The following is a 25,769-nucleotide window of genomic DNA, read 5'->3' as shown; positions in this document are numbered from 1 at the left end:
AATAATGATCCTGACCTGTGGGGCGGTCCCGTTTATGGGCAGTGGGAAATGACCGACGACGAAAAACGTAAACCACAGCGGGCTCCTGGTCGTTTTGTCACGACCAAGGAAATCGTTAAAAAGCGCCAGCCGGTTTCGCCGGTCGCCAAGACGAAAATGAAACGCTATGACCGTAAGGAGGCCATAGACTGGGACATGGAACGTCAGCGCGCCGAGGCACGCGCCCGGTTGTTAAGCCGCGGGTTTGACGTTCCCGAAATCCTTCAGCCCCGCCGACCGGAAAAAGATCCGGATAACCCGGATGTCAGCGCCCTTGATCCCGATATGGCGCGTGATATTTCCGGGACGGCAATGGCGGGACCGAAACCCGCCGCGCCGAAAAAGATAAAGCCGGTTACCGCAAATGATCTGCGCAGTACCGGTAAACCGGGCGACAGGCCGAAACCCAATCGTCACGTCCTTGCCGGAAATGCCGCCCTGTATCAGGCCCAACCCAATGGGGCGCAGACAAATGCCGCGCAGGAAGACCTGCGGGGCGGGGATGACGGGACAGGAAGTGCGTATAGGGAATATCTGGAAAGTCTGGGCGATGGGGCGCAAACCGGCATGGATATGCATAACGATATTGCCGGTCGTGTAGATGATCTGAAATCCACATCGCGCAATGGATCTGGCAATATCGATCTGCCTGATAACAGTGCAAACTGGCTTAGTCAGGAAGAAGCCCGTCGACTTAATGCCGGCATCGTATCGCCGGCACATTCGGCACGCGTGGGCGGCCGGAAAGCCACCAAGCAGCGCCGGGCCAACAAAAAAGCAACGGAACGCAGAAATGCTTTGGCGCTTGATAAAGTCCTGCCGAAGCTGGGTGCATATATGGTTGCAGCCATTGCTGTCGGCTATGTTCTGGTGCTGGTTTATACCGAGCTTGGCAAATTGATCAGCGGATAGCGTGAAAGCAATCCAGAATAGAATATCAATTCCTGAACTTTGCCTCAAACCTGCCTAAATGTGGGGACTATTATACCGTGTTGCACGCTTAAGCGTGTGACAGGGGATTTTATGATTCGTAATTATGCGTAATGGGGAGAGTGCAAGACGAGGGGGAACCCTGTATTGGCTGGCAAGGTATGCCGGGTAAGGCAGGGGCTGGAATGTGACATTAACCCTTGTTGCAGGAGACGGCGGAGGTAGCGCCGTAGTCGCCATGAAAAGTGACGTAAAAGGTCAGGAAGACCGCCACCCGGTTTACCTTCCGGAAAACCGGTATCACTGGGCGTCCAACGATGAAGTGGACAAGCCCACAGTTATCCTGCGTGGTCCGGTCAGGCCAAGATTTGAACGACCCACATCCGATATCAATTCCAATTTCGATCTGAATGACTGGTTGCGGAAAAAATTACCGCGCGCCAGTGCATCCCTGATTGTCAGTATCGTAATTGCGAGTGTGATCCTCGCGACCTATTCAGAACTTGCTGTTCTGTTATCACGATGATGGCACGTATATCAGGGGTGGATCGCGCGGCGCCAGCGCGTCTGGTGTCGGCCGGTGTCCGCCGTCGGGCGCACATGCAGGGCATGGATAATAACCAGCCAGATGGTAATATATCGTGGGTGCAGGACCCGATTGATCCTAACCCGGATCAGGATGCCCGCGACAGTGATCCGCGCGAAAGCGGCGAGCAACCCAAAAAAACAAATCCCAGTACCGCAGCGACCGAAACGATATCCGAAGACGTTAAACCGTTTGCTGATTTCATTTCGATCCTGACGCCCTTTGGACACCGCTCCATTACCCAAGATGGTGACGACACGATGCATTCCAAGCTCCCACAAACCCGGCCCGGTGTGTTTTCCGAAGCCTTGCCGGGGCATCCACCAGAAATTCCTGTCCACGCAAATGCGCTCAGGCCGACTGCATTGTCTGGGGCTGCCGTGAAGCGGCGTGGAGGGGAAAAGTGGTTGCCCAATATCGGATCCTTCCTGATTACGGTCATTGTGATTTTGGCCGTGATCTGGATAACGGTGATCGAGCTTTCGTCAATTCTTGGCGGGTAGGAGAGGGGATTTTCGGGGGCGTTTCTATGCGGCACCGGTTGTGATCATCAAGGGTGTCTGGTTCTTCGAAAATATTGACGTTAACGTAAACGTTATGTCAGGCTGTGTTCAAAGGAAACAGTGCTACCAAAGGCAAGGGTGGCGACAGGGAGGAACCCGCAATGACAGCCATGCCACCCCGCACGGGTATAACGCCTGCTGATTTTGATGTGATCATGCGCGAGAAAGTTCCGTTTGTCGGGGATATGAACGTACGAACCGAAGAACTTTCGGGGGGGCGCGCCTTGTTGCGCCTGCCGTTTAACGAACGGCATATCCGGCCGGGCAATGTGATTTGTGGCCCGGCGATCTTTGCGCTGGCCGATATTGCGCTTTATGCGGTGGCGTGGCTTGTGGTACCCAAGGCCGATCTGGCGGTGACGACCGAGGCGACGGTGCATTTCCTTTCCGGGGCGAAGCCGGGTGATTTGCTGGCGGAGGCGAAAATCCTCAAGGCCGGGAAGCGGCTTCTGATTGCGGAATGCCATATCCGGTCGGCTGTTGATGGCGCACTTTGCGCGCATGTCATCGGGACCTATGCCATGCCGCCGGAAAAGGGGGCGGAGCCGAAACCGGTATGAAAATGATGAAAATCAATGTGGTAAAATAATACCTATTGATTTAAGTTGTTGAAATATAACGAAATATTCCTGTTGCTTTCCTGTTTAATGCTGGCATACTGCGCCGACTTTCAACGAGGGGCGATTCCCTCCGTGGAACCCAGTTTTCGAGTATTAAATTATGAAAACCTTCACTGCGACACCGAGTGACATCGAGCGCAAATGGTTTGTAGTCGACGCAGAAGACGTCGTACTCGGCCGTCTTGCTGCCGTTGTTGCCAACCGTCTTCGTGGTAAACACAAAGCGATGTTTACCCCGCACATGGATTGTGGCGATCACATCGTCATCGTCAATGCCGAAAAAGTCAAACTGACCGGCCGTAAACTTCAGAATAAGAAGTTCTACTGGCACACCGGTTATCCGGGCGGCATCAAAGAACGCACCATGGACAAGCTGCTGAATGGCGAGCATCCGGAACGTGTGATCATCAAAGCTGTCGAGCGTATGATGTCCCGTGGTCCGCTGCGCAGCCAGGTTCTTTCCAAGCTGCACGTCTATGCCGGTACCGAGCATCCGCATGATGCACAGAAGCCGGAAGTTCTCGATCTTGCCGCAATGAACGACAAGAATAAGCGGAGTGCTAAGTAATGGCCGACACCAAAACTCTTGAAGATCTCAAGGATCTGGCACAGGGCGGTGAAGCTGCTGCTGCAGAAGGCACCCTGCCGGAACCGAAGATCGACGCACAGGGCCGTTCCTATGCAACCGGTCGTCGTAAGAACGCAATTGCACGCGTCTGGATCAAACCGGGCTCGGGTAAAGTTACCGTCAATGGCCGCGAATTCGAAGATTACTTCGCACGTCCGGTTCTGCGCATGGTGATCAACCAGCCGTTCGGCGTTGCCAACCGTAAAGATCAGTTCGACGTCGTTTGCACCGTTACCGGTGGTGGTCTTTCCGGTCAGGCCGGTGCCGTTCGTCACGGTATCTCGCGCGCGCTGACCCTGTTTGAGCCGGCACTGCGTCCGTCGCTCAAGGCAGGCGGCTTCCTGACCCGTGACTCCCGTGCAGTCGAACGTAAAAAATACGGTCGCGCCAAAGCACGTCGTAGCTTCCAGTTCTCGAAACGTTAAGTCGTTTTCGGGCAACAGGCTCGCGATTTTATTGGAAAAGCGTCACCCTCGGGTGGCGCTTTTTCTTTTTGCGGGATCGTGTGTCAGGACAACAAAAAAACGGCGTCCTCACCACGGAAGACGCCGCTTTTTGTTTGGTCCAGCGGTATGTAATAGATTCTACTGCGTTACAGCCAACGATCCGAAAAATCGCGCGGGATCATCAGAATATCGCGATCCACCTTGGTTACACCGGCTTCGCCCATTGCGCCCAGACCATAGACAAACGCGCCCGAATGGAAGACAGCGCACCGTCGAGTTTAGGTCGACTATGGTTCGAGAAAATCTTTGTTAATCACAACATCCAGTGTTTGGAATGAAAACGTTCCCCCGATTGGGTTGGCAAGATATTCAGAGCCATTTTGATTGGTTTTGCTTAGGTCAATCATTTTGCGTGTTCCATCACACCAGTTCACATCATATTTTTTGTTTGTCTTTTCATGACGCCCAACTCCAATAACCATGATGCAGTTTGTGTCTATGCGGCGATAAAAAATAGATAAATTCCTTTTGGGTTGGGTTTTATGCATGCAGTTGAGTTTTTTATCACCCACCTTCACGTCGCTGATTTTGGTATCAGTTGTTGGTCCTAGTTGGGCTATCCGTTTTAGAAAAAGCCAATCGTCTCTATCGAATATATCCTTGCTAGCTTCCTCAGCTATCCAAAACCCCTTGGGGATGATCACCTCGTTGTTGTACTCCTGTGCTATGCTCTCCATAGTGTGTGGTGCCATTTGCCATCCTTCCAAACTTGAACGGAAAGATTGTATCGTATGGTTTGAAACAATTATAGGATGTTTAATTGTGCATAGTGGTTGATGGTTTTATGAGCGATAAAAAATTCCCAACTAATCAAGTGTTTGCTGAGAGACTATTTTTGCATGTTCTCAAAGATTTATGGGACCTGAGGGATAGCAATTACCTTTACCACAGGATTAATGCCGGGCGTCTTTTGAGGCAGCTGTTGATCGATGGAGATGTCCTTGCTCATGTGGCTAACAGAAGAACAAAAATCCCATTACGGTTTGTCGTGCGAGGATGGGGGGATGCTCCTGATGAACTAGAAGAGCTTCCAGAAGGCATGAAACAATATATTAAAAACAATGGGGAACGTGCACCATCAGGTCAGCACTGGGTTCCTCTTAAACTGGAAGAGTTTTTAGGTCATTCATTGGGCGTGGTCAGCGGGGAGGACATAACGGCGAGAAAATTAATCAAATACGTCTCAAATAATTACGGTGGCGTGCATCTTGGATACGGGAAGAATGATGTTGCTACCTACAACAAAATGGACCACTTAATGGAAACCAATGGGGAGGGCGCGGTATTTGCTCTGCTGGGAAGTTTGATTCGAACGGTCTTGTCAGGGTTATTTCCACTAAGAGATGCAATTTCTAATCAGCTTGGGGCGGAGGGGCTGTCAGAGCAATTTGTCGACGGTGTGAAAGTTGCAGACATTGAGGTAAATAAACCGGAGTTTACTGACGGCAAGGGGGCGATAAGTTTTTGGCTGAAGAGCGATACGCATCCGGATTGGTTTGCGAACGGTGAGCCGGTTGTCTTTCCGCCTATGGTGAATGGCAACATGCGGATCAGTATTTCTAAAACCCCAGAAAGAGAACTAGTGCTGGATGTGGAGGGAATTTCTGGAAAGGGATTTCAGATAGCTACCAGACCAATTCCATGTGAAAAAACAGACCCAGAGCATGGAGTACATATATGTTTTTCCGTAGATGGAGATGACGTGAAGGTTTGGATGCAGGGTGACGAAATTGGGAACCTAAAGTTGGAATAATTAAGTGCTCCACATAGCTATCACGCGGAAACTACAATATACTGTAAGATATTATAAAAAATGCTGTTTCTAGTAGCGAAGCGTTAACTCATTTTAGGCTATCGGGCTGATGATCCATTACAGGAAAAGCGTCACTTTTGGGGGGGGGGCGCTTTTTCTTTTGTGGATTGGGTTATGCCAAGGCACAGAAATGAAACGGAAGATGGACAATCAACCAGCATCATTTTGCCGACTTTGGGCACTACTTCTGGCTCCAAATGAAATACGGCGTCTTTACCCTGTAAAGACGCCGTATTTTCGTTGTTAGATCGTTCTGTGGGTCAGCGGGGCGGTAGGGCGGTTAACTTGGCCAACACACGCACCGAAACCCACATTACTGCCAACGATCCGAGAAATCGCGCGGGACCATCAGAATATCGCGATCCACCTTGGTCACGTCAGTATGGCCGCAAAGCGCCATGGAAACTTCAAGTTCCTTGTGAATGATCTCAAGCGTCTTGGTCACACCGGCTTCGCCCATTGCGCCCAGACCATAAACATAAGCGCGCCCGATATAGGTGCCCTTGGCACCCAGTGCCAGTGCCTTCAGCACATCCTGGCCGGAACGGATCCCGCTATCAAGATGGACCTCGATCTTGTCACCGACGGCATCCATGATGGCAGGCAATGCACGGATTGAGGACAAGGCACCATCAAGCTGGCGTCCGCCATGGTTGGAAACAATGATGGCATCTGCGCCAACGTTAAGGGCTTCCAGGGCATCACGCGGATCAATGATCCCCTTGATGATCAAGGGCCCATCCCACATTTTGCGGAACTCGCGAATACGGTCCCAATCAAGTGATTCATCGAACGCTTCGGCGGTCCAGGTGCTTAGTGAAGAGGGGTCGGCAACCCCCTTGGCATGGCCGACGATGTTACCAAAGAAGCGGCGCTTGGTGCCAAGCATACCCAGCCCCCACTGCACCTTTGTCATCATGTTGGCGACCGATTTGACGGTCAGCTTGGGCGGGGCAGACAGACCGTTCTTCAGGTCCTTGTGGCGCTGCCCAAGCATCTGAAGGTCCACCGTGATGACCGCGGCCGAGCACTTGGCTGCTTTCGCCCGGTCAAAAAGCCGCTTCATGAAATCGTCGTCTTTGAGTGTGTAAACCTGTAACCAGAAGGGCTTGGAGGTGTTCTCGGCAACATCTTCGATTGAACAGATTGACATGGTCGACAATGTGTAAGGGACGCCGAACTTCTCTGCTGCGCGGGCAGCCTTGATTTCGCCGTCTGCGCATTGCATGCCGGTCAGTCCGACCGGGGCAAGGGCGACAGGCATGGCGACATCCTGACCGATCATCCGGCTTTTGGTCGAGCGCCCGGCCATGTCGATCGCGACCCGCTGACGCAGGTGAATATCCTGAAAGTCGGTGGTGTTTTCACGGAATGTCTGCTCGGTCCAGCTTCCGGATTCTGCGTAATCGTAAAACATGCGCGGTGCGCGACGTTTATAGATGCGTTTCAGGTCTTCGACGCAGGTAATCACTGGCATGAGGTCAACTCCGAATAAAATGCGCTCGGTAATGGTAATACCAGTTTCGGAGGTTATCGCAAACCGAATTGAAAATCAGCTTCTTGTAGGGCCCAAATTGTTTCCGTATTCCGGAATCAGGGTGATGTTGTGGTCGGAAAAGAATTTTAAAAAGAAGGATCGAAAATTCGAAAGGTTGTGATAATAACAATCCATCGAAGAGATATTTTTTGAATTTAAGGTGACATCCGATGGTTGGAACAATGCGACGAGCTTTCAAGACATAATTGTTTGAACCTCTGTTGGATTACCTTGCGATAAGTGAAGGGCCGCTGACGGAGCGGTCTTTTTTTATGCCAATTCGGAAGGTTGGCAATTACCTGAAGCCCAAAGAAAGGGACCCACGATATGCAGTACAGAAAGCTGCAAGATGATGATCTTCATGCCCTTGACGCATTTCTCGCGACCCATGCCGAAACCAGCATGGTCCTGCGCAGCAATTTGCGAAAAACCGGCATGAACCGACGTCATCATCCGCTTTCAGGCTGCTATTACGGTGAAGTTTCCAGCGATGGGGCGGTGACGGCGGTTTTGACGATATTTGGCAACGGTAATGTCTTTGTGCAAACCGGCGGTAAACCGGTGCCGCGTGGTTTGATTGATCTGTTTCGTTCCGAAAATACGCAGGCGGTGGCTGGTTTCTATGGTCCGGCGGATCAGGCGAAAAGCGTGATCGAGATGCTTGGGCTTGGCGATGCGGAATTTGCAATCAATGCATGCGATGCCTTTTATCGGCTTGATCTTGCCAACCTGATCCTGCCGCAAAATGTGCGGTCGGACAGTTTCCAGATGGTTGATGCCGAACGGATTGATCGCAATACGCTGCTGCGTTGGCTGCGCGCCTACGAGATCGAGGCATTGGGCGGGCAGGATACGCCAGCCCTTGATAGCCGGATCGCCAGTCGCCTTGTCCATGCGCTAAATGACCGCAACATGTGGGTGCTTGTGGTGGATGGTGTGCCGGTCAGTCTTTCGGGGTTCAACGCCGAACTGCCCGACATGGTCCAGATCGGCCCGGTCTGGACGCCGCCCGAACAGCGCGGCAATGGCTATGCCCGTATCTTGGTCGCGAAAACGCTTCTGGCGGCACGGGCGCGCGGCGTGACCTGTGCTGTGTTGTCAACGGATAGCCCAGCGGCGGCAAAGGCTTATGAGGCCATCGGGTTCGAATGTGGCGGCGCGTATCGCTTGGCGTTGTTGGCGAGCCCGGTTAAGCTGCCCGAACCGATTTCATGTCCGTGAGGTGCGCCCGTGACCGGGCCTGAGAGATTGCTGCGTTTTAAACAAATCCTGCTGCCGGTCCTTGGACTGGTGGCAGGGCTATTTGCCGGTATAATGCCGGTTGATGCAGCCGCACAGAATTTATCCCAAGTCCTGTATCGTTTTGAAGACAGGCCGCTGGTTTTGGGGAAATATGGCGCGGTTGCCGATTTTCAGGGTCGGTTGTTTGTGGCCGCGGCAAGTTGCAAGCGCGGCAGCACGTCGGCCTATGGCGCGACGGATGGTATTGTTGGCGCCAAGACGCGCAACGCGATCATGGATTTACAGCCCTGTCTTGATCCGAGTGTTAAAGCGGCCATCGGTGGTGCGAATCCCGGCGCGATCACGGTCGGGCTCTGGAGGTTGCTGATGCCGGCAGAACAGCCCTTTCCCGATGCGATCACGCGGGCCAATCATCTGACCTTCGCACTGGAAGGCACGGATTACGACGCCATCCAGTTCAATTTCTGCCAGTCGCGCAACCCGAGGAGCGGCAAGCGATATCTGGAAGGGGATCCGTGGTGTTATACTAACGATCCCAATGCCTATCTGACCTGGGGGCCGCGCGGGGCGACCGCCGGGGCAGGGGCGGAAATCCAGCAGATTGTCTTTGCCGCCGAACGGGCCAATCCCGGGTTGCTCAATGCCGTCTTTGGCCCGCATACCGATGCGATTCACCGGTTGGCGCTGGGCAATAATCAAAGTGCGTTTGATATCCTGTGTGCGATCTGGATCGATCCGAAACGTCGGGCCGATTTCACCGAAAGGTTCGCACGATATGGTGCATTGCCCGAAGTGCAGCGTGCCTATCGCCGCGTTTATGATGCAGCCAATGCCGATGGCGGAAAAATCGCCCGGTTTTTCAAGATTTATGCTGCGCTAAAGCCTGTTATCGGTCGTGATCCGACGGAAATTGATCTGGCTTATTTTATCGACATGGCGACACATGGCATGGCCCCGCCCGGCAATGTTTCCGATCTGTCGGCAAAGATGGTCAGGTTTGCCAGCCGGACGCGCAAGGTGCCAAGCCCGGGAGAATTGCGCCGTCAGCTTGCCGCGTGGTTGCCATCCCAGCACAAATATAACGACCGGATCGCACGTGATGCGATTTTCCTGATTGATGATCCGGAAATCACATTGTCCGATACCCATCGCCGTATCTGGCAACAGCGATCGGGCTTGAAAGCCAGCGATTTTGGTCTTTCGGATCATCGATATGTTTCGGATTATCCGGTGGCAGCACCGACGGGGTTTGAGAAAATCGAACGGTTTTATACTGTTCTGCCTGAGGATAAGCGCGCCTGTCCGGCCAATGTGCGCAAATCCCGACGTCCGTAAAAGGCAACTTTTCCCTGTGATGCATGTCATCCCTGCATGGGGCATGATCGCGCAATGCAGGGGAAAAGCCGCCTAAGGGCTTGCATCTGCGGGGCTTGTTTGCCAACATCCGCCCGTTAATCGCGCCCGGTGACCATAAAGGTCCGGGCGAGCCTAAAGGAGCAGGATTTGAAATGAGCGACGTTAAGGTCAAAGTCGGAATTCTCGGTGCCAGCGGATATACCGGGGCGGAACTGGTTCGTATTCTTGCGCACCATGCCGCTTCTGAAATCACCCTGCTGACCGCAGACCGACGCGCCGGGCGTCCGTTCGGGGAGGTTTTCCCGCATCTTGCCCATCTGAAATTGCCGACCATGATCCGGATCGAGGATGCCGACTGGTCGATGGTCGATGTGATTTTCTGTGCGCTGCCGCATGGCACGACACAGGAAGTGATTGCCGGTTTGCCTGATCATGTCAAAGTTGTCGATTTGTCGGCGGATTTCCGGTTGTTTGATGCCGCGACCTACAAGGAATGGTACGGGGCGGAACATGCCGCACAGGATTTGCAGAAGGATGTGGTTTATGGCCTGACTGAACTGCACCGTGAAAAGATCAAAAAGGCGCGTGTGGTGGCCAATCCGGGATGTTATCCAACCCCGGTGCAGCTTTCGCTGACACCGCTTCTGGAACAGAAGCTGGTGCATGCCGATGACATCATCATTGATGCGAAATCCGGTGTCACCGGTGCGGGCCGTTCGCCCAAGGAAGGCATTCTGTATGCCGAGGTCACCGAAGGCATTCATGCCTATGGCACCGGCGGGCACCGCCATGCGCCAGAAATCGAGCAGGGCCTTGCCTGGGCCGCAGGGCGGGATGTCGTGGTGAATTTTTCCCCGCATCTGATGCCGATGAGCCGGGGCATCCTTGAAAGCATCTATGTCAAAATGACCGATGGCACGACGGCCGAAGACATTCAGGCCGCCCTTGAAAAACGTTATGCCGATGAGCCGTTCGTGCGGGTCCTGCCGTTTGGCGTAACCCCGCAGACACGTCACGTACGTGGATCAAACTATGTTCTGATCGGGGTGGTCAAGGATCGGGTGCCGGGCCGGGTGATCATTGTGGCGGTCGAAGACAACCTTGTTAAAGGGGCATCTGGCCAAGCAGTTCAGAACATGAATGTCATGCTGGGCCTGCCGGAAACCATGGGGCTCGAGATCGAGCCGCTGTTCCCGTAATCCGGTATCGGATCGTCAAAACAGAAAAAAATGGGGCGCTGTCCAAAAGGATTGCGCCCCGTTTTATTTTTCAAGCGCGCGTTCAAGCACCCTGAAGATACGTTCATCCTGACATTGGGCGACGTTAAAGCGCATCAGGTTTCCAGCTGTTTGCGAGATGCTGAAAACATTTCCAGGGGCAAGAACCACACCATCGGAAAGCGCGTTTCGGGCCAGGGTTGCCGCATCCATGTGATCGGGCAAGCGGCACCATAAAAACAGACCAGCATCGGGATTGATTGCCGGTGTGATGCCAAGGTTGCGAAGCCGGGTTTCTGTGATGGTCATCGTGCGTGCCAGTCTATCGCGCAGGGTTTCCATATATTTGCGATAGGTGCCGTCCTTGAGAACCGCAAAAATCAGTTCGGCGGATAAATTCGGACTGGAAAAACCGGTTGCGATTTTAAGATCGGTCAGACCGTCGATCCAGTCCGGAGAGGCTGCGATATACCCGCATCGAACCGACGCCGAGAGAGTTTTGGAAAAGCTGCCGATATGGATTACGCGCTCTAGCCCGCCCAGTGCCGCCATCCGCGGGGCAGGGGTGTTTTCGAAATCGGCAAAGATATCATCTTCGATGATGATCAGGTCGTGCTGTTCGGCGATGTTCAAAACCTGATGCGCAACCATTGGGGAAAGTGACGCACCGGTCGGGTTGTGCAAGCCGGAATTGGTAATGTAAAGGCGCGGTTTCGTTGTTGCGGCGATCCGGGCAAAGGCATCCACATCCGGGCCATTTTCGGTAAAGGGGACGCCAACGATATTGGCGCGATGCGCGCGCAGCAATGCCTGAAAATTGAAGTAACACGGATCATCAACCAAAACCGTATCGCCCGGTGCGATCAAAAAACGGCACAGCATGTCGATTGCCTGGGTTCCTGACTCTGTCAGAAGCAGATGGTCGGGATGGGCATCAATGCCGTATCCCGCCATGCGACGGGACAGGAAATGACGCAAGGATGCCAGGCCAAGCGGAGTTCCGTAATCGACCAGTGTGGCGTCATCGGCGCGCGACAGGCTGCGCAATGCGCGCCTGATTGCGGTTTCGGGCATCCAGTCCGCCGGAAGCCAGCCGCAACCGGGTTTTAGCATATCTGGGCGCGCATCAAGCGACTGTCGTGAGACCCAGAACGGATCAATCGCCCGATCCAGTTTCGGTCCGATCCGGGCGATTGAAAGCGGGGCGGTATGAGGGGCGACATAAAACCCCGATCCGCGTCTGGCCTGAATAACGCCTTCGGCCACCAGTCGATCATAGGCTTCGACAACCGTCGAATTCGACACCTTCATTTGACGGGCAAAGCCACGGATGGATGGCAGACGATCCCCCGCAAGCAGGTTGCGCGTGCCAATCCGGTCGCGAATGACATTCATGACGCGGGTGACAAGTGTTCCGTCATCGGGTTGTTTTGATGCCCCGTCAGGTGCCACTGTATTGTTCCTGTAATCAGTACAGTTTGTTCAAATTGTATTTTATTGTGTCTGTTCGGTTCGATGCTGGCAAGCCATAGATAAACCTTCGCACATGACGGAGGTTTTGATGGCAATTGCAGTTCAAAGATCAAGTGGCGGCTGGATTAGCGGGTTGATCGGTATCCTGATTTTCAGTGGATCGCTGCCTGCGACCCGGATTGCTGTCATGGATTTCGATCCGCTGTTTCTTACGGTGGCGCGCGCAACGATTGCCGGACTGCTTGCCGCGACTTTGCTTCTGATATCGCGGCCAAACCGTCCACAGAAATCAGACTGGATGTCGTTGCTGGTGGTTGCCGGTGGGGTGGTTGTCGGGTTTCCATTGTTAACGGCCCTTGCGCTTGAACATATCACGTCAGCACGATCAATTGTCTTCATCGGTTTGCTGCCTTTGGCGACAGCGATTTTTGGCGTCTTGCGCGGTGGTGAAAGGCCACAACCCGTATTCTGGCTGTTTTCGATTGTCGGTAGCGGCTTGGTCGCCGGATTTGCCGCCACAGGAAGCAGTGCCGGGGCGTTACGCGGTGATCTTTTTATGCTTGGCGCGGTTATCGTTTGCGGGCTTGGCTATGCCGAGGGTGCAAAACTGTCGCGCCGTCTTGGTGGATGGCAGGTGATCTGCTGGGCGTTGGTGATATCGCTTTTGCCGATGGCGGCATTCTGCGTTGCGACCTTGCCAGTTAGCTTTGCTGGAGTTGGCGGTCCGGCATGGTTTGGTCTTGGTTATGTTTCTCTGTTCAGCATGCTGATCGGTTTTTTCTTCTGGTATCGGGGACTGGCGCTTGGCGGCATTGCCGGGGTCGGGCAATTACAATTGTTGCAGCCGTTCTTTGGTCTGCTTTTGGCGGGGATCGTCTTGGCGGAACCTGTTGGCGTGACCATGATGGCGGTCACCGTCGGGGTCGTTGCCTGTGTTGCCGGGGCAAAGCGGTTTTCCAGATAGGGCGGCGGCTTTATTCATTCGCTGTGGATTGGTTTGCCTGCATCCGCTGCATCGTCACTGGCAGGCCAGTAACGTGCATGTACCCTGGCAATAAAACCCTCTTCGCGCAGGTCGGTGATGATTTTCGATATCTGGTCTGTCTGGCTCATTAGCGGGGAATTGCGCGATACCGCAATGTGGATGTCGTTGTGATGGTCCGGGCGAAATGCGGCCTTGCTAATGATATCATCAAGGTTGTTGCGCCGGATTTCAAAATCGACATTGGCATCAGACCCGACAATGGTATCGACGCGATTTGCCTCAAGCATACGCAGAAGCAGCATTTCGCTGCTGGCTTCGAATTTGTTCAGCGATCTATCGCTATCGAATGGTTCGAAATAGCGGGAATCAACGACCGCCCCGACTGCAAGCGTTTTAAGATCGGCATATTGCGCGATGTGCGTATTTTTGCCTTGCCGGACATAGAAAACCGGGCTGACGCGGCTATAAGGTGGTTTGATGTAAAACGCGAATTTTTCGCGTTCGGCGGTGTAGGCAAAGCTTGAAAGAATGTCGATATCGCCATCTTCAAGCATTTTAAGACATCGCCGCCACGGGCAGGGATGTAGCGACAGAGACTTGTCCATGCGATGGGACAGTTCTGTCAGGATCGCCATGTCGATCCCGTGTCGTCCTGTTTCATCGTCGATCACGAATGGTTCCCAGACCGAAAATGCCACGCGCAATTCGCTTGAGCTTGGCCCGGTGGACTGCGCGTACGCATCGCCATTCGTAAGGATTGTGCCGCAAAACGCCGTTGCCGCCATCATTATCATGATGCTGGCGTGACGGAAGCCTGCAAAGAGGGAAAAATACTGAATTGCGTGCATCTTCACGATTTGAATGAGAACGGGGTTTCCATATCCACATGTTAGAATTTAAACTGCCAAATCAAGATGCCGCTATTTTCCCGGTAACGGGCAAGTGCAGTGCCAGTGAAAACCGATCCCAGAAGTGAAAGGTCGTTAGACCATGATCCTGTCCTATCGCGGGGTACGCCCGACTATTGACGAGACGGCCTTTATCGCGCCGAATGCGACCATCATTGGCGATGTTGAAATCGGGGCGGAGACCGGGATCTGGTTTGGCTGCGTCATTCGTGGTGACGTGCATGAAATTCGCATCGGATCGCGGACCAATATTCAGGACCTGACCATGGTGCATGTCGCCAAGGGAAAGTTTGGAACCTATATCGGCGACGATGTTACTATTGGCCATTCCGCCGTCATCCATGCCTGCACACTGGAAGACAGAAGTTTCGTCGGCATGAGTGCCACGGTCATGGATGGTTGTGTGATCGAGCAGGGCGCAATGCTCGGGGCGGGGGCGCTTTTGGCACCCGGAAAACGCATTCCGGCGGGGGAACTTTGGGCCGGTGTCCCGGCACGCAAGGTGCGAGATCTGACGCAGGAAGAAATCGAGTTTTTCAAAGTATCTGCGGATCGTTATGCCGATCTTGCGCAGGAATATCGTGTGACAATTCCCGATGACCTGAAATCTGAGTAACAATCGCGATTGTCAAACGCAGAGGATCTTCTTGCCTGTGGCAGGACGCTACGATAGCAAGTAATTCAGAAAAACCATATGAACAGGCCGCGCGCCACCACGCCCGGCGATCAGGAAACGGAACCGGGAAATGACGCGTTGGCAGGCGAATGCCGTAATCGTCTTTGTTGCCCTTATTTGGGGTACGACTTTTGTCGTCCAGCAAACCAGCATGGACAATATTGGCCCGCAATATTTTACCGGTGTGCGGTTCCTTTTGGGGACGTTCGTGGTGCTGCCGTTTGCGCTGCGTGAATTGCGCAAAATGAAGCGCGAAGGACGGACGCTTTCGAGGGGCAACACGCTTGGCCTGATCGTTACCGGCGTTTCAATGTATCTGGCCAGCATCCTGCAACAGATCGGCATCATGGATACGACCGTGACCAATGCTGCGTTTCTGACGGCGTTTTATGTGCCTCTGGTACCGGTACTGGCTTTCGCTGTTTTCCGGGCAAAGCCGCATTGGTCGGTTTGGCCGGGCGGAATAATGTGCGTTTTTGGTACATATCTTCTGAGTGGCGGGAACCTCTCGGCACTTGGTAAAGGTGATTTCTGGGTGATGGGAAGTGCGCTGTTCTGGGCTGTTCAGGTGGTGATGATCGGTATAATGGTAACGCGCACCAACGCCCCGGCACTGGTCGCGACGGTGCAATTCTTCATTACCGGTATTTTCGGCATGGTGATGGGTGGCATGCTTGAGACTTTCAGCTTTGCCGATATTCATAATGCCGGGTTTGAAATCCTTTATGCCGGGATCATGTCGGCCGGGATCGCCTTTACCCTGCAGGCGGTGGCGCAGAATTATACCGAAGCAGCAGATGCCGCGATCATCATGAGTGCCGAGGCGGTATTTGCCGCAATTGCCGGGGCGTTTTTCCTGGGCGAGCGGTTGGCACCCGCCGAATATGCCGGATGCGGTGTTATCCTTGCCGCGATCATTGGGGTGCAGTTGTTGCCGATGATGGGGCGTCGGCCCAAAGTTGCCATTTGATCAATATCCGGGGTTTCATCGCCCCGAATTAAAGGACGGTAACCATTGACCTTTATCAAGGCAGGGTGCAATTAAGGTATTGTAAGTGATTATTGGTCGCGATCATGCGGCCACCAGTGAATACCGGATATCGAACATGTCTGTCTTGTCGCGCGTTTCCAGCATGCCCCTTCGCGGGTTTCTTCACCTTGGTTGTGCTTTTGCAACTACGATGCTGATGATTGGTGCCGGTGGTGTCGGGATTACCAGTGCAAAGGCGCAAAATGGCCTTGGTGCGCCGAATTCGTCCGCGGCCTTGCTGGCGGAACTGGCAAGCAATACGTCTTCGTTTGCAGATAAAGCGGCACTGGGCGAAGCACTTTATTTCGATACCAACCTGTCAAAAAACCGGACGCAGGCCTGTGCAAGTTGTCATGAACCGACAACTGGGTTCCGTGATCCGCGTTCCGAAATCGCCCATGGAGCCTATTCGCTTGGCGATGATGGTGCGTCGCTTGGCGACCGCAATGCGCCGATGGCGGCATATGCGAAGTTCGCACCCGATTTCCATTTCAAAGAAGACGGCACGCCGGTTGGCGGGCAGTTCTGGGATGGACGTGCGAAGGATTTGGCCGAGCAGGCCGGTGGGCCGCCGCTTAACCCGGTTGAAATGGGCATGCCTGACAAGGCAACCGTTGTCGCGCGCCTTCAGGAAGATGAAGATTACGTCGAAAGCTTCAAGTCATTGTTTGGTGACGATGTCTGGAGCGATACGGACCGTGCTTATGCTGCAATGACCGATGCGATTGCCGCGTTCGAACGCACCGATCAGTTCGCACCCTTTGATTCAAAATATGATCGTTTCCTGCGCGGGGAATACAAAATGACGCCGCAGGAAGAATTGGGGCGTGTGCTTTTCTTCTCGCAGCAATTCACCAACTGCAATGTCTGCCATCAACTTAAATCGTCGCCGACGGCAGAGGGCGAGACATTCACAAATTACGAATATCATAATATCGGCGTCCCCAGAAACGTTGCCGTGCGGTTGGAAAATGCCAAGGACCCGGATTTTACCGACAATGGATTGCTTGATAATCCGGCAATTGATGATCCGGCCCATAAGGGCAAGTACAAAACGCCGTCGCTGCGTAATGTCGCCGTCACCGGACCGTATATGCATAACGGTGTGTTTTCCGATTTGCGCACGGTGATCAAGTTTTACAACAAATATAACAGTCGCGCGAAATCGGCCCAGTTGAATCCGGAAACCAAACAGCCGTGGGGCGATGCCGAAGTCCCCGAGACCATTTCCCTTAAAGAGCTGGAGCAGGGGGACGCCCTTGATACCAAGCGCATAGATGCGCTGGTCGCGTTCCTTAAAACACTGACCGACGCCCGTTACGAGCCGCTTCTGGCCGAGCAGGAAGAAGTCGCAGCCAGGGCCAAGAAGAAATAGGATTACCGGCCGCGGATGGTTTCCAGCACGGCACTTTGTGCAAGATCGCCAAGTCCGGCTTCGATGGCGCGGTCAAACATTTCGGTGGCTGATCTGCCAACCGGCAGGTCAAGGCCAAGTTCATCGGCAAGCCACATGGCATAACCGGCATCTTTGGCGCGCAACGCGGTTGTGAAATGGATGCCTTCATTGTGATTGCCGCTGATCATGCCCGGGATCGTCATGACTCCGGCCCGGCTGGCAACGGCACCATTGGCAAATGCGTCGGCAACCAGATCGCCATCCAGTCCGGCCTTTTGTGCCACCGCAACCAGTTCGGCGGCAGCGGCAATGTGGACCGCCCCCAAAAGGTTGTTCATCAGCTTGTAGATTGTCCCCGATCCAATAGGCCCGAAATGCACGATACGGTTGGCAACGGCTTCCATGATCGGGCGTGCCTGTTTCAGGACGGCGTCAGCTGCACCGATTAAAAACATGGTTTCGCCCGCGGCAACCTGTGCCGGCACAGCGGTGACCGGTGCATCGATATAAAGGCAGCCTGCCGTCATGATCTTGCCGGACAGTTCCAGAACGAACCCATGTGAAAGGGTGGAACACTCGATGGCAAGCGCCCCCGGCGTCATTGCACCAAGTGCCCCATTTTCGCCCAGCCAAACGGTTTCAGATGCAATATCGTCGGCCATGAAGGAAAGGACCGCGTCAACATCACTTGCTGCCTCGGCCGGTGTCGCGCAGGCAATGGCCCCCTTGGCAACCAACGGTTCGATTTTGGCAGCACTACGGTTCCAGACCTTGACCGGATAGCCTTGTTCAAGCAGGCGCGAAATCATTGCAGACGCCATGCGGCCTGCGCCTAGGAAACCGATTTTCTGGGGCATGATATTTTCCTTCGGACCAAAGAAACGGCCCGCCACCTCGGGCGGGCCGGAAATTCCAGTTATCAAGAGATGATCAGGAAAGCTGCACTTTGACATATTCACCCGGTGCCGGGCCAAGCACTTTAAGCTTGCCATCGCCCGGTTTGCGGGCGTCGACTTGCCCCCCGGAACGGCGGCTGATCCAGTTTTGCCAATCGGTCCACCATGATCCTTCATGCTGGACCGCCTTGGCGAGCCAGTCATCGGGATTGGGGGGATTGCGATTATAAGTCCAATGGCAATATTTGTTGGCTGCGGGCGGGTTCACCACACCGGCAATATGACCCGATGCCGATAGCACGAATTTCACCTGGCCTGACATCAATTGGGTTCCGGCATATGTTGCCTGCCACGGTGCAATATGGTCCTCGCGGGTGGAGAGGAAATAGACCGGGATTTTGATGTCGCGAAGGTCGATCTTTTCGCCCAGAATCGTAATGCCACCCGGTTCACGCAGCAGGTTCTTGTTATACATGTTGCGCAGATAGAAGCTATGCATTGCCTTGGGCATCCGGGTCGAATCGGAATTCCAGTACAAAAGATCGAACGGGAAGGGATCCTTGCCTAGCATGTAGTTGTTGACCACAAATGACCAGATCAGGTCATTGGCACGCAGCATGTTGAACGACATCGCCATGTCGCGGCCGTCAAGATAGCCGTCCTTCGACATGCGGTTTTCAAGGCTTTCGATCTGTTCGTCATCGACAAAAACCGAGAGTTCGCCGGGTTTTTCAAAGTCGGTCAGGGTGGTAAAGAACGTCGCCGATTTGATGCGTTCATCGCCAATCTTGGCCATGTAGGCCAGCATGGCCGCCAGAAGCGTTCCGCCAAGGCAGTAGCCGATTGCGTTGACTTCCTTTTCGCCGGTTGCCTTTTCGATCATGTCGAGTGCCGCAAGCACGCCGTCACGCCCGTAATCTTCAAAGCTTTCTTCGGCAAGTTTGCTGTCCGGGTTGACCCACGACAGGACAAAAACCGTGTGGCCCTGATCAACAGCCCATTTGATGAATGAATTTTCCGGGCGCAGATCAAGGATGTAATATTTGTTGATCCATGGCGGCACGATCATAAGCGGCCGTTTCGCGACCTTGTCGGTTGCCGGTTTGTATTGCAGCAGTTCCATCAGCTGCGTGCGACCGATCACCGATCCTTCGGTGGTTGCGACATTCTCGCCGATCTTGAAAGCGTCCAGATCGGTCATTTTGATCTGAAGCTTGCCCTTGCCGCGTTCCAGATCGTCCAGAAGGTTGCTGAGCCCCTTAAGAAGGTTTTCACCGCCACTTTCGATGGTGGCGCGCAGGACTTCCGGGTTGGTCATCATGAAATTGGTCGGCGAAATCGCGTCCGCAAACTGCCGGGTATAAAATTCGACCTTTTGGGCGGTTTTTTCATCCAGCCCGTCAACATCATGGACAACATTCTGCATCCATTGCGAGGACAGCAGATAGGATTGTTTGATGAAATCAAAAAGTTCGTTGTTTTCCCACGCCTCGTCGCGGAATCGACGATCCCCCTTTTGCGGGAAGGCGACAGGTTCCGATTCCTGCCCCAGCATACGCATCGTTGTATTGTGCCAGAGCATATAATATTGCTGCCACAGGTCCATTTGTGCTTCGACCAGTTTGGTCGGATTTTGCATCATATGGGTGGTCAGTTCGACAAATGCCGATCCGATATTAAGCGGGTCCGGGTCGGAAATTTCCGGGTCTTCTGCCTGTTTTGCAAGGAAGTCTGACACAAGTCTTTGACTTCTCTCTGCTATTTCTGCCATCGCTGATGACAGTGCTTCGGGATCAGGAAGATGAATTTCGGTTTCTTTGGCCTGTTGATCGTTCATGGCGCATTCCCTTATGATACGGCCGCCGGTGCATCGGAACATAAAACGGGAAATCCGATCTTTGCGATATCGCAATCATTTTCCCGTTTTATGATCCAATGCTCTCAAACTGCGTGCTGGGTTGAAACTCTGCTTGATCCCAAGCTTATCATGGCCTTAGCCTAGCTCGCTGATGAGGGGTAATACAAGAATTATAAGGTGACGGATTTGTCGCAATCTTCAACGGCAACGTCACACATAACATAGTTTGGAGCAGCGAAATCAAATGGGCGTTCTGAAATCGACGACATGGCGGTGGTCGGGGCACGGGTCCGCGAAAGTTAAATTGCGGCCCTTGCTGCATGCGGGATCGGCGCTTGCTGTTGTGCTGATGCTGGGCGCCTGTTCTTCGGTCCCTGATGCAATCAATCCGGTCGAATGGGGAAAATCGATTGGTGATGCTTTTGACGGCGACGAGGAAACTGCTGCCAAGTCGGATCAGCCGATTCCGGGTGAAGACGAAGATTATCCGCGTCTGGCCGATACGCCGGCCAAGCCGGTTGTGACCGGTGATGCCGAACGTGATGCGCTTGTCGCAGGTTTGGCAGCAGACCGCGCCAATGCGCAATATTCCCAGTCGGGCCGTCGTCAAAGCACGCCGCCGGTCAACGCGCTTCAGCCGCAGCAAAGTGCCGAAAGTGTTGATATGCCGACGATTGCGCCGGCACCAACCACATCTGTTAGCAGTAGCGCCATGGCGGAGCCGCAAAAATCAGCTGAAACCAAGGCAACTGCAACTGCTAGTGCCACAACGGGCCGTGCTGTGACTTCGGCGCAGTCCGGTTCTAGGATTGCCGATGAATGGAGTGCCAAGGCACCGGCGTCTGGACCCGTTCCAACACCGCAACCTGCGCCCGAGAAGCCCGATGTTCTGAAATCTGAACAGGAAAGAGCCGAGTCTTCACAAGTCGCTCCCGGATCGTCAGGATCATCAACCGGTGACCCGGTGATGGACCAGTACAATCGGCGTCTTGCAGAAGGGCAGGGTGTGTTTGCCAATGAACCGCCGGCACAATCATTTGACTATTCTGCCTATTCCGATAACGGGGCGGTAATTGTCGATGAAAGCCAGCTTGGTAGCGGTGGCAATGCTTATCTGTCCGATTCTGCCATGCCCTATGCCGAAACCGCGAACGAGGTTCTGGCATCGCGTCTTGGTGTGCGTTCCGTTGATACGCTGGGACCAAGTGTGAATGGTGTGCAGGTCGCACAAATCCAGTTTGGCCATGGTTCGTCGAATCTGTCGGGCACGGATAACAATGTCCTGAGCCAGGTTGCCCAGGCTTGGCGTCAGACCGGCGGTATCCTTCGTATTATCGGCCATGCGTCGATGCGTACCGCGAATATGAGCCTTGAAGAACATCTGGCGATCAACCGTCAGGTTTCGGAACAGCGCGCTTCGGCGGTGGTGTCGCAGCTTGTGTCTCTCGGTGTTAACCCTGACACGATCTTTGTCGGGGCCGACGGATCGGCTGACCCGCGCTATTATGAAGGCGTTCCTGCCGGTGAAGCCGGAAACCGCCGTGTTGAAATCTTTATGGATTATTGATCCTAAAAAAGGTACATCCTTCGAATTGTACGGCGCGCCACCCGCATTTTGTCGTGTGGCGCGCAATTTTTTTCAATTCGACGACCCGGTTTTCGCAGAAAATTCGAAAATCGGCGAAATGACGAGGATGTAGGATAATGTCCCAGGAATTCCATCGCATAAAACGCCTCCCGCCATACGTATTTGCTGAAGTAAATGCGATGAAAGCGGCGGCGCGGCGAGCGGGAGAGGACATTATCGACTTCGGCATGGGCAACCCGGACCCGGCCACGCCGCAACATATTGTCGACAAGCTGGTTGAAACGATCAAGAATCCGCGCACGCATGGTTATTCCATGTCGCGCGGCATCCCCGGTCTGCGCAAGGCGCTGGCGGCTTATTACGGGCGCCGGTTCGGGGTGGATATTGATCCTGAAACCGAAACCGTCGTGACGCTGGGCTCCAAGGAAGGGCTTGCGAACCTCGCCGCAGCCATCACCAGCCCGGGCGATATCATTCTGGTGCCCAATCCGTCCTATCCGATCCATGCGTTCGGTTTCATCATTGCCGGTGCGGCGTTGCGCCACATTCCGATTGGTCATGACGAGCAGGGCGAATTCAACGCCGAAAGCTTTATGGAACAACTGCATCGGGCGGTGAAACATTCGGTCCCGAAACCGAGTGCGGTGGTCCTGAACTTCCCGGCCAACCCGACATCGCTGGTGGTTGACCTTGATTTCTATAAGGAAGTTGTCGATTTCTGCCGGGCGCAGGAAATCTATATCCTGTCGGATATCGCCTATTCGGAAATCTATTTTGATGGCAATCCGCCGCCCTCGATCCTTCAGGTCGAAGGGGCGAAAGACATTGCCGTTGAATTCTATTCCCTGTCGAAAACCTATTCGATGGCGGGATGGCGCATCGGTTTTGCCACCGGCAACAAAAAGCTGATCAATGCACTGACGCGGATCAAATCATATCTTGATTACGGTGCATTTACCCCGATTCAGGTCGCGGCAACGGCGGCATTGAACGGCCCGCAGGATTGTGTCGAAGAATTCCGTAACCTGTATCGTGACCGTCGCGATATCTTTATCGAAGGTATGCAAAGTGCCGGATGGCATATTCCGGTCCCGGCGGCGACCATGTTTGCCTGGGCCCCGATTCCCAAGGCGTTTGAAGAACTCGGATCGCTTGATTTTTCCAAGCTTCTTTTGCAGGAAGCGGGCGTTGCGGTGGCACCGGGACTTGGCTTTGGCGAATATGGTGATCGCCATGTGCGTATCGCGCTTGTTGAAAACAAACATCGCATCCGGCAGGCCAATCGTAATATCAAGGCATTCTTCCAGAAATATCCCGATGCAGAATCTGCACGTGAACTGTTGAAGAAATCCGTCTGATATTCGATAAAGCATTCTATGTTTCGCCCGGGACATGTCCCGGGCGAAGTTTTGTGTGCGTATCAGATGTTGTAAAAGACTCCGTCGCGCATGCGCAAATCCAACCACGGCATGAGGAGTTATCGTGCAAAACGTCGTAAAAATCGGTGTGGCAGGCCTTGGTACGGTCGGTGCCGGAACCGTTAAGCTGCTGAGCGAACACAGGGATAATCTGACGGACCGTTCCGGTTCCCCGATGATTGTCACAGCAGTATCGGCGCGCGATCGAACTCGGGACCGTGGATTTTCGACCGAAGGCATTACCTGGTACGAAGATGCCCGTGACCTTGCAACTGACAAGAATGTCGATGTGGTTGTTGAAACCATTGGCGGTTCGGACGGCATTGCCTATGACGTCTGCAAGGCCGCCCTTGAAAACGGCAAGCATGTCGTGACGGCCAACAAGGCGCTGATTGCGTTGCATGGGGTGGAACTGGCGCGCATTGCCGATGCAAACAACGTGACCATCGCCTATGAGGCCGCGGTTGCTGGCGGTATTCCGGTGATCAAGGCACTGCGCGAAGGATTGGCGGGGAATGTCATTTCTCGCGTGACAGGGATTCTGAACGGGACGTGCAACTATATCCTGACCACCATGCGCGAACAGGGGCGTGACTTTGCCGATGTTCTGGCCGAGGCGCAAAAACTTGGCTATGCCGAAGCCGACCCGACCTTTGACGTTGATGGCATTGATGCCGCGCACAAGCTTGCGATCCTGACCAGCCTTGCCTTTGGCGTCGAAGTCGACTTTGACGCGATTGCGGTTGAAGGCATTCGCAGCGTTTCTGCCCTTGATATCCAACTGGCTGAAGAACTTGGTTATCGCATCAAGTTGCTGGCGATTGCCAAACAGACGTCTGAGGGCATCGAGCAGCGTGTTTCACCGGTTCTTGTTGACCGCAGCACCCAGATTTCAAAAGTTGAAGGTGTGTTTAACGCAGTCGTGCTTGAAGGCGATTATGTCGGGCCGGTCGTCCTGCAGGGGCGTGGGGCGGGCGAACGTCCGACCGCATCGGCTGTGGTTGCCGACCTTGTTGATATTGCGGCCGGGCGCAATGCGCCGGTCTTTGGTGTTCCGGCGGATCGTTTGAAAAAGAATGTGCGGGCCTCGCTCGAAAAGCATGTCGGGCCTTATTACCTGCGTCTGATGGTATGGGATCGCCCGGGTGTCATGGCCGAGGTCACCGCGACCCTTGCCAAGCATGGTGTGTCGATGGCGTCCATGATCCAGCATGGCCGGGCCGAGACTGAGGGTGGGGTTGTTCCGGTGGTGTTCGTGACCCACGAAACCAGCGAAGCGGCGATGTCCGGGGCGCTTTCCGACATTTCGGCGTTCGAAAGCAATTCGCAGCCGCCGGTCCTGATGCGGATCGAAGGATTTACTTCGTAACAAAACAAAAAAAAGACATATGCGCCTCGCAGGTATAATACCGCGAGGCGTAATTATAAGTCCCGAGCCAAACGGGACACGCCGGGAAACAGAAAGACGGGGCCCCCAGACCCCGCGTTAATGACGAGGATGAAGTTATGGATCGAAATCTCGCGCTTGAAACCGTTCGTGTTACCGAAGCCGCAGCACTTGCCTGTTCCGGGCTTATGGGGCGCGGTGATGAAAAGGCCGCTGACCAGGCCGCCGTGGACGCAATGCGCAATGCCCTCAACAGCATGGATATTCGCGGTACCGTCGTGATCGGCGAAGGTGAACGCGACGAAGCGCCGATGCTGTTTATTGGCGAAGAAGTCGGTTCGGGCGAAGGCCCGGAAATCGATATCGCACTTGATCCGCTTGAAGGCACGACCATCTGCGCGACTGGTGGCCCGAACTCGTTGGCCGTTGTCGCCATGGCGGAAAAGGGCGGGTTCCTGAACGCACCGGACACCTATATGGACAAAATCGCCGTTGGTGGTGGTCTGCCAGATGATGTTGTCGACCTTGATGCCAGCCCGGCCGAAAACCTGAAAAGCCTTGCCTCGGCAAAGGGTTGCGATGTTTCCGATCTGGTGGTTTGCATCCTTGATCGCCCGCGCCATCAGGAAATCATCGCCAAAACCCGTGAAGCCGGTGCGCGTATCATGCTGATCGGTGATGGTGACGTTGCCGGTGTTATCGCGACCTCGCAGAAAACGTCGGGTATTGATCTGTATATGGGAACCGGTGGTGCGCCCGAAGGTGTTCTTGCGGCGGCCGCCCTTCGTTGCATCGGTGGGCAGTTCCAGGGACGTTTGGTCTTCCGCAATGATGACGAAATCGCGCGCGCCAAAAAATGGGGCATCGAAGACCTGACCCGTAAATACAAACTGACGGAACTTGCCAAGGGCAATGTCATGTTTGCGGCAACCGGTGTGACCGATGGCGCAATGCTGCGCGGTGTGCGCCGTTTCGCCAATGGTGCGGAAACCGAAAGCATCGTGATGCGGTCGCAGTCGGGCACGGTGCGCTATGTGCGCGCGGTTCACGATTTCAGCCGGAAAATCTGGTACAAGTAATTCGCCAAAGCGGATCGCGAAAACAAGGGAGTGCCTTT

Annotated in this window: 24 protein-coding genes; 18 read left to right on the top strand and 6 right to left on the bottom strand. The window is 54.1% G+C overall.

Features of this window, described 5'->3' with window-relative positions; all coding sequences use genetic code 11:
• The first annotated feature begins 48 nt into the window (after window positions 1–48).
• From SMB34_RS03805 to rpsI, 6 genes are all read left to right on the top strand, one after another.
• On the top strand, window positions 49–951 hold the full coding sequence (locus tag SMB34_RS03805) for a hypothetical protein (protein ID WP_037987735.1): 903 nt from the start codon (window positions 49–51) through the stop codon (window positions 949–951).
• 256 nt (window positions 952–1,207) lie between these two features.
• Window positions 1,208–1,495, top strand: coding sequence for a hypothetical protein (locus SMB34_RS03800; protein ID WP_037987734.1), 288 nt, complete (start codon window positions 1,208–1,210; stop codon window positions 1,493–1,495).
• Window positions 1,495–2,058, top strand: a complete 564-nt coding sequence (locus SMB34_RS03795) for a hypothetical protein (protein ID WP_156962634.1) — start codon at window positions 1,495–1,497, stop codon at window positions 2,056–2,058. The genes SMB34_RS03800 and SMB34_RS03795 overlap by 1 nt, the downstream gene beginning before the upstream one ends.
• Before the next feature lie 161 nt (window positions 2,059–2,219).
• Complete coding sequence (locus SMB34_RS03790; protein ID WP_037987788.1) at window positions 2,220–2,678, top strand: PaaI family thioesterase; 459 nt, start codon at window positions 2,220–2,222, stop codon at window positions 2,676–2,678.
• 160 nt (window positions 2,679–2,838) lie between these two features.
• Complete coding sequence (gene rplM, locus SMB34_RS03785) at window positions 2,839–3,306, top strand: 50S ribosomal protein L13 (protein WP_007091636.1); 468 nt, start codon at window positions 2,839–2,841, stop codon at window positions 3,304–3,306.
• The gene (rpsI, locus tag SMB34_RS03780) at window positions 3,306–3,791 is read left to right on the top strand and encodes a 30S ribosomal protein S9 (protein WP_007091635.1); all 486 of its coding nucleotides are present in this window, start codon (window positions 3,306–3,308) and stop codon (window positions 3,789–3,791) included. The genes rplM and rpsI overlap by 1 nt, the downstream gene beginning before the upstream one ends.
• A 308-nt stretch (window positions 3,792–4,099) precedes the next feature.
• On the opposite strand, the gene SMB34_RS03775 is transcribed toward rpsI, so the two are convergent.
• On the bottom strand, window positions 4,100–4,564 hold the full coding sequence (locus tag SMB34_RS03775) for a hypothetical protein (RefSeq protein ID WP_156962633.1): 465 nt from the start codon (window positions 4,562–4,564) through the stop codon (window positions 4,100–4,102).
• 92 nt (window positions 4,565–4,656) lie between these two features.
• Between SMB34_RS03775 and SMB34_RS03770 the strand changes: the two genes are divergently transcribed.
• A complete protein-coding gene (locus SMB34_RS03770; protein ID WP_037987731.1) occupies window positions 4,657–5,625 on the top strand; it encodes a hypothetical protein in 969 nt (322 codons plus the stop codon).
• A gap of 373 nt (window positions 5,626–5,998) precedes the next feature.
• Here SMB34_RS03770 and SMB34_RS03765 read toward each other — a convergent pair whose 3' ends face one another.
• Window positions 5,999–7,162, bottom strand: a complete 1,164-nt coding sequence (locus tag SMB34_RS03765; protein WP_037987730.1) for an alpha-hydroxy acid oxidase — start codon at window positions 7,160–7,162, stop codon at window positions 5,999–6,001.
• Window positions 7,163–7,549: 387 nt separating this feature from the next.
• On the opposite strand from SMB34_RS03765, the gene SMB34_RS03755 reads away from it, so the two are divergent.
• From SMB34_RS03755 to argC, 3 genes are all read left to right on the top strand, one after another.
• Entirely contained in the window at window positions 7,550–8,443 is an 894-nt protein-coding gene (locus tag SMB34_RS03755; RefSeq protein ID WP_037987728.1) for a GNAT family N-acetyltransferase, read from the top strand.
• Window positions 8,444–8,470: 27 nt separating this feature from the next.
• Entirely contained in the window at window positions 8,471–9,799 is a 1,329-nt protein-coding gene (locus SMB34_RS03750; protein WP_037987727.1) for a hypothetical protein, read from the top strand.
• Between the two features lie 173 nt (window positions 9,800–9,972).
• On the top strand, window positions 9,973–11,019 hold the full coding sequence (gene argC, locus SMB34_RS03745; RefSeq protein ID WP_037987726.1) for an N-acetyl-gamma-glutamyl-phosphate reductase: 1,047 nt from the start codon (window positions 9,973–9,975) through the stop codon (window positions 11,017–11,019).
• Window positions 11,020–11,082: 63 nt separating this feature from the next.
• Here the strand turns inward: argC and SMB34_RS03740 are convergent, their stop codons facing one another.
• Window positions 11,083–12,489 (bottom strand): aminotransferase-like domain-containing protein, encoded by a 1,407-nt coding sequence (locus SMB34_RS03740; RefSeq protein ID WP_037987725.1) that lies wholly within the window; start codon window positions 12,487–12,489, stop codon window positions 11,083–11,085.
• Between the two features lie 109 nt (window positions 12,490–12,598).
• On the opposite strand from SMB34_RS03740, the gene SMB34_RS03735 reads away from it, so the two are divergent.
• Window positions 12,599–13,474 (top strand): DMT family transporter, encoded by an 876-nt coding sequence (locus tag SMB34_RS03735; protein ID WP_037987787.1) that lies wholly within the window; start codon window positions 12,599–12,601, stop codon window positions 13,472–13,474.
• 14 nt (window positions 13,475–13,488) lie between these two features.
• Here the strand turns inward: SMB34_RS03735 and SMB34_RS03730 are convergent, their stop codons facing one another.
• Window positions 13,489–14,283: a substrate-binding periplasmic protein gene (locus SMB34_RS03730; RefSeq protein ID WP_037987724.1), complete on the bottom strand. Its 795-nt coding sequence runs from the start codon at window positions 14,281–14,283 to the stop codon at window positions 13,489–13,491.
• Window positions 14,284–14,485: 202 nt separating this feature from the next.
• Between SMB34_RS03730 and SMB34_RS03725 the strand changes: the two genes are divergently transcribed.
• From SMB34_RS03725 to SMB34_RS03715, 3 genes are all read left to right on the top strand, one after another.
• On the top strand, window positions 14,486–15,019 hold the full coding sequence (locus tag SMB34_RS03725) for a gamma carbonic anhydrase family protein (RefSeq protein WP_007091625.1): 534 nt from the start codon (window positions 14,486–14,488) through the stop codon (window positions 15,017–15,019).
• 130 nt (window positions 15,020–15,149) lie between these two features.
• Window positions 15,150–16,049 (top strand): DMT family transporter, encoded by a 900-nt coding sequence (locus tag SMB34_RS03720; RefSeq protein WP_037987723.1) that lies wholly within the window; start codon window positions 15,150–15,152, stop codon window positions 16,047–16,049.
• A 136-nt stretch (window positions 16,050–16,185) separates the two neighbouring features.
• Window positions 16,186–17,484 carry a cytochrome-c peroxidase gene (locus tag SMB34_RS03715; RefSeq protein WP_240478738.1) on the top strand — a complete coding sequence of 433 codons (1,299 nt, stop codon included), beginning with the start codon at window positions 16,186–16,188 and terminating at the stop codon, window positions 17,482–17,484.
• Window positions 17,485–17,486: 2 nt separating this feature from the next.
• Here the strand turns inward: SMB34_RS03715 and SMB34_RS03710 are convergent, their stop codons facing one another.
• Window positions 17,487–18,362: an NAD(P)-dependent oxidoreductase gene (locus SMB34_RS03710; protein WP_037987785.1), complete on the bottom strand. Its 876-nt coding sequence runs from the start codon at window positions 18,360–18,362 to the stop codon at window positions 17,487–17,489.
• Window positions 18,363–18,435: 73 nt separating this feature from the next.
• The gene (locus SMB34_RS03705) at window positions 18,436–20,238 is read right to left on the bottom strand and encodes a PHA/PHB synthase family protein (RefSeq protein ID WP_037987782.1); all 1,803 of its coding nucleotides are present in this window, start codon (window positions 20,236–20,238) and stop codon (window positions 18,436–18,438) included.
• A 265-nt stretch (window positions 20,239–20,503) separates the two neighbouring features.
• Here SMB34_RS03705 and SMB34_RS03700 point away from each other — a divergent pair, with 265 nt between their 5' ends.
• The 4 genes from SMB34_RS03700 to glpX all read left to right on the top strand — a co-directional run bounded on the left by SMB34_RS03700 (window position 20,504) and on the right by glpX (window position 25,731).
• Complete coding sequence (locus SMB34_RS03700) at window positions 20,504–21,826, top strand: OmpA family protein (RefSeq protein WP_037987721.1); 1,323 nt, start codon at window positions 20,504–20,506, stop codon at window positions 21,824–21,826.
• Between the two features lie 137 nt (window positions 21,827–21,963).
• On the top strand, window positions 21,964–23,205 hold the full coding sequence (locus SMB34_RS03695) for an LL-diaminopimelate aminotransferase (RefSeq protein WP_007091618.1): 1,242 nt from the start codon (window positions 21,964–21,966) through the stop codon (window positions 23,203–23,205).
• Window positions 23,206–23,329: 124 nt separating this feature from the next.
• On the top strand, window positions 23,330–24,634 hold the full coding sequence (locus tag SMB34_RS03690) for a homoserine dehydrogenase (protein ID WP_037987720.1): 1,305 nt from the start codon (window positions 23,330–23,332) through the stop codon (window positions 24,632–24,634).
• Window positions 24,635–24,771: 137 nt separating this feature from the next.
• Window positions 24,772–25,731, top strand: a complete 960-nt coding sequence (gene glpX / locus SMB34_RS03685; RefSeq protein WP_007091616.1) for a class II fructose-bisphosphatase — start codon at window positions 24,772–24,774, stop codon at window positions 25,729–25,731.
• Window positions 25,732–25,769: the final 38 nt, after the last annotated feature.

Origin of the sequence: Thalassospira permensis NBRC 106175 (genome assembly GCF_000714555.1) — a bacterium.
Lineage (GTDB): Bacteria > Pseudomonadota > Alphaproteobacteria > Rhodospirillales > Thalassospiraceae > Thalassospira > Thalassospira xiamenensis.
This window is presented reverse-complemented; position numbering and strand designations above follow the sequence as displayed.